Source organism: Corallococcus terminator (assembly GCF_003611635.1).
GTDB classification, from domain to species: Bacteria; Myxococcota; Myxococcia; order Myxococcales; family Myxococcaceae; genus Corallococcus; species Corallococcus terminator.
In genome coordinates this window covers 1-1,485 of record NZ_RAVZ01000680.1, presented here as the reverse complement: position 1 = coordinate 1,485, position 1,485 = coordinate 1, and the positions used below count along the sequence as shown (strand labels likewise).

At 67.1% G+C, this 1,485-nt stretch carries 2 protein-coding genes; one reads left to right on the top strand and one right to left on the bottom strand.

Annotation, left to right across the window (positions count from 1 at the left end):
• Positions 1–188: hypothetical protein (locus D7V88_RS44050; protein ID WP_208726762.1), on the top strand; the 188-nt coding region annotated here is incomplete at its 5' end.
• Here D7V88_RS44050 and D7V88_RS41460 read toward each other — a convergent pair.
• Complete coding sequence (locus D7V88_RS41460; protein WP_120545955.1) at positions 182–1,405, bottom strand: IS701 family transposase; 1,224 nt, start codon at positions 1,403–1,405, stop codon at positions 182–184. The two genes, D7V88_RS44050 and D7V88_RS41460, sit on opposite strands and share 7 nt — an antisense overlap.
• Positions 1,406–1,485 lie beyond the last annotated feature (80 nt).

The following is a 1,485-nucleotide window of genomic DNA, read 5'->3' as shown; positions in this document are numbered from 1 at the left end:
TCCTACAGTTGCAGTTTGAATCGCGCCTTTCGTGCGCGGTAGTGGCACTGCATGGCCACAGCTTGGTGGTGGCGTCGCCAGCGACTCCAGGCCAGGACATGCGCAAGCGGAGCCACCACACGCCGCAGGAGCGCCACCAGAAGCCCTCGCACTTCCTGGACGGAGTAGCGGACGAGGGCCGTCAGTGAAGGCCGCGCCGGGCGAGAAATGCGCGCATGGGATTTCTTCGCACCGGCAGGCCGAGGGCTTTTGGGGGCAGGCCCTCCTGGAGTGGCAGGTTGGCCATGACACGTGCGGCGGCGAGGAAGACGTGGGCCACCAGGCACAGCGTCATGTGCCGGTGCCACGCCGTCCAGGTGCGCACCTCGTAGTCGGCCAGGCCCACTTCGCCCTTGGCGGACTCGAAGTCCTCCTCCACCGCCCACCGACTGCCGGCCGCCTGCACCAGCGACATCAGGGAGGCATTGCGTCGGGCGTGGGCCACGTAGAAGGCCACTTTCCCGTCCGCAAGGCTTCTGCGAAACAGCAGCCACCGTGACAGGCCCAGGTGCCGGTTGAGCCGCATGCGTGCCCAGTCGTAGAGGCGCGGGCCCTTGGTGCCCACGCCCGCGGACAGACGCACCCAGGCGTCCGGCGGAACTTCCTTCACCATATCGCCCGGCTTCACCTGGTAGAAGCCGCGCCAGACGTGCGTGTTGGAGGCCACCGCCAGCACGTAGGGCTGGTGCAAGTCTTCGAGGAAACGGCGCAGCGTGGAGTCGCGCCCGTAGACTTCATCTCCCACCACCCACGCGGGCTTCAGCCCCGCGCCCAGCGCCCGTTGCAGCATGCCTTGCGCGAGGGCCGGCTTGGATTCGAAGCCCACCTCGTCCGGAATCCCTCCCGCTTCGCGGCGCGCGGCGTCCTCCGCCCACGGCTCCGGTAGGTACAACTCCCGGTCCACCAGCGCATGCCCACGAGGCGTCACGTACGAGAGGAAGACGCCCACCTGCGCGTTCTCCACCTTACCCGCCGTGCCCGTGTACTGGCGTGCCACGCCCACGGACTTCTCTCCCTTCTTCAGGAAGCCCGTCTCGTCGACCGCGAGAATTCCGCCTTCACCCAGCGCCCTGCGTGCGTACTCCAGCACGTCGTCGCGCACCGCATCCGCGTCCCACTTCGCACGCAGCAGCAGGTGCTGGAAGGCATAGGGCGCTCGATGCCCCGCATCCTCCGAAAGGCCCCACACATTCTTGCGCTGCGCTCGCCCCAGAAGTGCCTTCACGTATTCGACTGCAGTGGCATGCGCCTCGCGCCTGCGGAAGTGCGGCTGCAGCCAGGCGCCTACCGCTTCCAGCTCTGTCACGAGACGGCCAACCAGCCGGACTTCCGGTACCTGGGCTTCTGTGGTTGATGGCTGCTGCATGGGAAGTCTCGCTCCGCCCCCTCCTGTTTCTTCAACAGGAGGCCGACTGCGGTCTCTTCCGAACTGCAACTGTAGGACTA

Excerpts from the sequence above, each read along its gene's own strand:
- D7V88_RS41460 (WP_120545955.1), bottom strand. The coding sequence starts at position 1,405 with ATGCAGCAGCCATCAACCACAGAAGCCCAGGTACCGGAAGTCCGGCTG.